The organism is Candidatus Villigracilis saccharophilus (genome assembly GCF_016711665.1).
Window position 1 is genome coordinate 43,132 of the sequence record NZ_JADJSO010000040.1, and the last position, 6,094, is coordinate 49,225.

The 6,094-nt window shown below is 49.8% G+C and carries 7 protein-coding genes; all 7 read right to left on the bottom strand.

The genetic code is table 11. The annotated features are described in order from the left end of the window. Positions 1-24: 24 nt before the first annotated feature. Positions 25-930 carry a hypothetical protein gene (locus IPL17_RS13205; protein ID WP_345307552.1) on the bottom strand — a complete coding sequence of 302 codons (906 nt, stop codon included), beginning with the start codon at positions 928-930 and terminating at the stop codon, positions 25-27. Positions 931-965: 35 nt separating this feature from the next. Beyond that, on the bottom strand, positions 966-1,781 hold the full coding sequence (locus IPL17_RS13210) for a glycosyltransferase family protein (RefSeq protein WP_345307553.1): 816 nt from the start codon (positions 1,779-1,781) through the stop codon (positions 966-968). 32 nt (positions 1,782-1,813) lie between these two features. After that, positions 1,814-3,139: a DUF4910 domain-containing protein gene (locus tag IPL17_RS13215; RefSeq protein WP_345307554.1), complete on the bottom strand. Its 1,326-nt coding sequence runs from the start codon at positions 3,137-3,139 to the stop codon at positions 1,814-1,816. A 65-nt stretch (positions 3,140-3,204) separates the two neighbouring features. Beyond that, entirely contained in the window at positions 3,205-3,966 is a 762-nt protein-coding gene (locus tag IPL17_RS13220) for an AAC(3) family N-acetyltransferase (protein ID WP_345307555.1), read from the bottom strand. Position 3,967: 1 nt separating this feature from the next. Next, positions 3,968-5,071, bottom strand: coding sequence for a glycosyltransferase (locus tag IPL17_RS13225; RefSeq protein WP_345307556.1), 1,104 nt, complete (start codon positions 5,069-5,071; stop codon positions 3,968-3,970). Positions 5,072-5,152: 81 nt separating this feature from the next. Further along, positions 5,153-5,515, bottom strand: a complete 363-nt coding sequence (locus IPL17_RS13230; protein WP_345307557.1) for an N-acetylneuraminate synthase family protein — start codon at positions 5,513-5,515, stop codon at positions 5,153-5,155. Continuing rightward, positions 5,463-6,094 (bottom strand): N-acetylneuraminate synthase family protein (locus IPL17_RS13235; protein WP_345307558.1); only part of this gene is annotated, 632 nt, incomplete at its 5' end. The genes IPL17_RS13235 and IPL17_RS13230, both read right to left, overlap by 53 nt.

The window sequence follows — 6,094 nt, forward strand, 5'->3', positions numbered from 1 at the left end:
CATTCAAACTTTCAACCTTTCAACTTATTTGAATAATTTCTTAAATCGCTTCTTCCATCGCTTCGGTCTCACGATATTCTCAAGCGTCTTCTCCGGCAGGAAAGAAAATATAGAACGCAGAAACAACTCAAAGCGGCGTGTGAAGCGCAGCGAAGTCATCTTCGGGCGGATAAGTTTACCATCCGCGAGTTGATGGGTCGCATCGAGGATGGTGTAACGGATATGCGCCTGCCCCCCGGCTAGACGAATATTCACATCGGTGTCAGGGTGGTTATAATGCGGCCTCCCGCCCGGCAGATGGCTGTAATCATGATTCTGATGAATGATCATCACCGACGGCGTGCAGTCAATGACAGGCCAGTTCTGCATGCGCGCCTGATAGATCATCCAATTATCCCAGCCTGCCCTGCCGATCGTGAAATTCGGGATGTCTTGATAGCAGTCTCTGGGGAAAAGGAAAAAATCGCTTCCCGCGGGACGGTGAAGCTGGTTCTGTTTTCTGACAGATTCCCTTAGCCTTGACTCCCACCCTTCGGCAAAGTCCAGCGCAGCCGGGATGTCATAATCCCAACGCTGACTCAACAACACAAATTTATCGTTCAACTTTACAGCCTGTTTCGCCGCTTCGAGAAAATCGGGCATGAGGATCATATCCGCGTTGATGATGCAAAGCAGGTCACTGCTGCCATTCTCTCTTGCCAGTTGAACCATGGACGAGATCAACGGTATGCCAGTCACGCTTCGTGAAACGTGAGCGATATGCTTGACGCCCAATTCGCGCGCGGCTTCGGGCAGACCTTCTTCTTCGCCAAACAAAATGACTTCAACGTCAGGAAGCAGCGTCCATGACTTGATCGCATTGCGCTGAATTATCGCAATATGCGGATTCGTGAATGGTTTTGGAGCGGAAAATAATGTGATCAGCGGCATAAAAAATCGTTTACAAGTTAAAACGTTCCAACAAATTAATGTTTCAAGGCTCTCTTATCTATATCCTTCCACTTCTTATGTTCCACACCCGCATTAATTTTCATCAGTTCCGGGTTATCGTGTACAAGGTCAAGCACTTCTTTCCAGGTGAAATCGTCTCGTCCATCAAAGCGAGCGTACACCTGGCGCATGAATTCAAGGTCTTCCGGAGTATCCACCGTCCATCGATAATCGCCAAAGTCGGTGGTGTTATGGATCAGGGCAATTTTGAACCCACGCGGGGAAGTGCCAGTCTGCAATTGACGGTTAAAGGTTGTCAGTTGAACGTCTTCATAAAAATACGGCATGGCGTGCTCACGATGCTGGGGCTCTTTGGCTTCCTTCCACGCCTTCTTTAATACTTTAAATGTACAAGCTTCAACATCCAATCCGATAGGATAGACACGACTCCAAGGCGGGGGCAGACGGTTACATACAAAGTCGTACTCATCTTCAAGCAAGGTATTTACAACAGTATCTATTAATTCAGGATCAATAACAGGGCAATCGGCTGTGATACGGACAACTATGTCCGCTTTGGCTTGCAAAGCGGTTTGATAATAACGATCAAGGACATCGAACAAACTGCCGCGGGTGAAGGGAATGCCACTAAAGTCGCAGTACTCCGCTACGGGGTCGTCTGAGGCGTCTGTCGTCGTGGCAAATATAACTTCATCCAGCGTCTTCGCTCGTGAAGTGCGGGTGAATACGCGGGTCAACATCGGTTGACCCGCAATGTCTGCAAGGATCTTTCCAGGCAGGCGGGATGAGGACATACGTCCCTGGATGATGGCTACAACTTTTGGTTTCATATATTGTTGTTGGGGCGGATCGCGATCCGCACTTACGCGTTTTGCGCCTCGGACGGAATCGGTTCAGCAGTGACAAATCCTTTTGCGCGGAATTTTTCGATGTAGTCGCGCACCATCCAGTAATCCAGGCCGACTTGTTCAGCGATCTCAAAAACGGAAAGCCCGCCTTCGAAGCGCATCATGATCTTCTCAATGGCGCGGTTGAGCGCCCAATTCTCGCGCCAATCAACCCACAGGCCGTTTCCGCTGAGAAAAACAGGTCCACGGAAAGTACGCTTCGGGATGTAATTGCTGGCGTAAATGCGGATGATGTGCTCCGCTGTTTCCGCCGCGCCGACCAGCATGTCTTCGTGCATGATATCGAGATTGTCATCACTGGTGTGATATTCATCATAAGGCCAGCGGTTGATCGAGATACACGGCACATTGACGCCCGGTCCATTGATGACGCGTTCGTCGTTGGCGGGAGCGGCGGCAAAATCACGTTCCTCATGGGCAGACTTACCGACAATAAAATTTGTAATGCGGTCAAGCAGGTGTGTATGCTGGCGGGTGTGATGCCAGGCGATCTTATTTTTATTACCCGTCATTTCCATGAAGATGCCGCCGCGTAAATTGTGAATAATATTTTCGTTGTGCGAGAGGTAAACGATCGTCCCGATGGTTTCGGGGCCAAACCAAAAGCGGACGCTCATTGAACCTGCGGGCAATGGCTTTTCAGCGAGTCGGCGCGCCAGTTCAATAGCGCTGACCACACCCGCGCCATCGTCATTGGCCTGCATGGGATGGCAGGTATGCGCCTGCACAATAATTTCGCCTGCCGAAACGCTCGCTCCACCTTCGGGATGAATGACAGCGGTTGCCATTTTGAATCCCTGTTTGGGATCGGTGACGAATTCAGATCTGATGACCGCACGGTATTTTTTATCGCGCGGTAGTTTATCAAAGATATTCTTTGGTAAGCAGAAGCCCCAATCACGGTCATAATATTTGAAGACCCACGGAATCGTATGCGGACGTTTTTCATTGAAGTACAAATGCGGTTGAAGTTCTTCAAATGAAAGTGTCTTATCAACAGGCAGGGAATAGGAAACAATATAAAGCGGATTATTCTTGAAATCCACCACGCGCTCGCCGCCTTCGATCTCCAGATAGGCTTCATGCACTACATAACGCTCCGGCACATACCATGTCCACGCCTTTTCAAGCGGAGCATACGTCTCGATGGTGTAGTTGGAGGAATCAGGCATGTACGAGCCGATGATCTCCAACGTCTTATCATGGTCATCGGATGCCAATGTGCGGTGCAGCGGGAAGAATTCTGCCAATACGGATTTTAACGATGTATAGGATTTCATACTTGTTTCCTTGTCTATCTGTCGGCCGCCCGGCCAACAAATTACGATTTATCAATTACCAATCACTAATATTTCGGTTCTTCAATGTAGTGCAGTTTCTCAGGGTGTTCGCGCACAATAACGGACATATTATCGTAAAAATCATTTGCGGTCGCAAAGTGGACTTTCGCAGCGCCAACCTGAACTTCCTTGATCACGCCTGCATGAAGCAGGTCATTCATGCCTGGCACAATGTATGTCTTGACACGCTCGTTCTTGCGCACAAACATCGAATATTTTTTGATGCACGGCTCGCGGTCATATCCGACATAGATACCGGAGAATTCCTTGATGCGGCGATAGTCACAACCTGTGTTGAATTCCACATAATGGTGCAGAGAAAACGTGCTGTTGAAATCCAGTCCGATGCTCACGATCGTCCCGTTCGTTTTGTGGAATAATGCAAAAACAGAGTTCGGGCCGTACGCTTCGACATCATCCGTTTTGGAGAATTCATCCGCACGCGCACCCCAAACGGAAAAACTATAGATGGGATGCGGCGTCCGCTTCGCGTCAGGGCGGATGCGCGCCAGTTCCGTGATCATGCCCATCCTGGATGGAGTTTCCAGCACATCAAAATAATGGGTCTCCGTCCATGATTGAAAATTGAAGGCAGGGAACATCACCGTGCCATTCGTACCAACCAGTTCGCGCATCACGTCAATAACCGTTTCCGCGCCGCCTTCCACCCCCCCGAGCGATTTATACGAAGTATGCACGATGATCGTGTCGCCCTGCTTCACGCTGGTCTGACGAAATCCATCAAGTAATTCCTTATGGTTCAACATATTAATTCCTCTCCATGAGACTTCGATAAGTATTCATCAACACCTCGGCATTCTTTTTCCAATCCGCGCGCATCTCTGCCGACCATCGGCTTGCCCTGCCGATCTGAGAGAGATTCTCCCTTTGAGAGATGGCCGCGAGAATCTTTTCCGCCAGATGATCCGCATCACCATCGCGGAACAACCAGCCGTTCTCGTTTTCAACAACCCATTCTTTATTGGCGGGAATATCTGAAACCAGACAAGGCAGTCCGCACGCCAGCGCTTCCATCAGCGAAACAGAAGAACCGTCCACATGCGAAGGTGATATGTAAACATCAGCCATATGATACCAGCGCGGCAGATCGGTCTGCGAGATCTGTCCGCCGAATGTAACACGATCCAGCACACCGCCATTCTGCAATATCTGGCGGAGATGTCCGCTCTGGGAACCGCCATTTAGCAGGATCATATCCATACGTTCGTTTTGCTGCGCCGCTTTTACGAATGCGCGCGCGAGCACATCCACGCCATAGCGGGTCTCCCAGGAGCGATTGCAAAATAAAGTGAAGTGATCAGTGTTCAGTGACCAGTGATCCGTGCTTGGTGAAAAATGTTCAAGATCAACGCCCCAGGGGAATACTACTGTTTTTTCGGGATTCATTCCATAAATAACCGCTTTATCGCGAGTCACATTTGCATCACTTGTAAAAAACGTGGAACGCTTCAACGTGTACCGCGTAACCCATTCCCACCATTTATTGCGGTGGACATCATCCATTAAATCGAATCCCCACGACATGGTCAGGATGGGGCTAAACCCGCTTAACACAGCAATGAACGCGCAGGTTTGAATCGGTCCCGCGTGGATCAGGTCAGGCTTGATCTCTCGGGTTAAACGCCGAAAGTCTAAAGTTAACTCGGCCAGATTGCTCCAGCGGAATGGTTCTCGTCCACCCTTCCAAATAACTTGAGTCACATTTTTAGGCACAGGGCGGGACTCCACCAGTCTTTGATTGCCTTCCAATTGGACAAAAAACACTTCATGCCCGCCGTCTGAAATTGATTTCAAGAAGCGATGATCATGAGTGCAGTAGCCTAGGGAAAAATAAAGAATTTTCATATACATAATTCATCATTGCGAGGAGCGCACTTGCACTTCCCTGGCACCGCCCGCCAGGGCAGTGCAACGAAGCAATGACATGTTTTTTTACGCGCCCAGATCTGTCCAGCGCAACTCCTTGCCGAGCGGCATATCCGTCAACGCCTTTGTTCCAACGACATTTTGAAGCTGGTCAGGCTTGATCGCGCCCGGTGTAGCAGGGCGCAGCACATCGATCATGTCACGGGTGAACACCTCGCCTGCCTTGATATCACGCGCAGCACGCAGACAGCGGCGCTGTACGATCTGTGTCTCCTGCTCATTTTCTGCGATAAATTTATCAGAGCCCCCAAGCGAGCGCTCGAGCAAACGAGTCTCTTCGACCATCTTCGCCCAATTCTCAGGGTTCATCGCAAACTTATGGTCGGGGCCTTCGCGGTCGTTGCTGTCCGTAAAGTGGCGCTCGATCACGCGCGCCCAAAGTCACCGCGCCAAGTACTGGCGCGACTGAATGAGTATGGTCGGATAACCCGAGAATCACATCGGGGAACATCGTCCCAAAAGTTTTTAAGACATTCAAATGCAAGTGGTCATAATTATTGGGATTGGCTGTGTAATTGGTATTGCACTGCATCAAGACAAGCTGCTTATTGATCTTCAAAATGGCATGAACAGCCTGCTGCACCTCTCCAATCGTGGATGCACCTGTCGCGACAAAAAACGGCTTGCCCTTGGATGCCATGCGTTCCAAGGCTTCGATCCAGTCAATCTCGCCGGAGCCGGCCTTGTAAACTTCCACATACTGATCGAGAAAATCGATCGCCTCAAAATCATAGGGGGAGGAGAAATAGTCAATGCCGACTTCGTTACATTCTTCCACGAGAGTCATTGACCACTCAAACGGAATGGACGCCCCTTTGTAAACTTCAAAGACAGATTTTTTCCACGCTGCTTGATGCGAGACCTGCCCGCCATTCATGGATTTGAAGCCGTAATCTGAGACGATCTTCGGCGCGTCAAAGTTCTGGAATTTAGCAGCATCTGCGCCTG

What these genes read in the sequence shown, in the direction of transcription:
- IPL17_RS13205 (WP_345307552.1), bottom strand. Translation starts at nt 930, where the DNA reads ATGCCGCTGATCACATTATTTTCCGCTCCAAAACCATTCACGAATCCG.
- IPL17_RS13210 (WP_345307553.1), bottom strand. Translation starts at nt 1,781, where the DNA reads ATGAAACCAAAAGTTGTAGCCATCATCCAGGGACGTATGTCCTCATCC.
- IPL17_RS13215 (WP_345307554.1), bottom strand. Translation starts at nt 3,139, where the DNA reads ATGAAATCCTATACATCGTTAAAATCCGTATTGGCAGAATTCTTCCCG.
- IPL17_RS13220 (WP_345307555.1), bottom strand. Translation starts at nt 3,966, where the DNA reads ATGTTGAACCATAAGGAATTACTTGATGGATTTCGTCAGACCAGCGTG.
- IPL17_RS13225 (WP_345307556.1), bottom strand. Translation starts at nt 5,071, where the DNA reads ATGTATATGAAAATTCTTTATTTTTCCCTAGGCTACTGCACTCATGAT.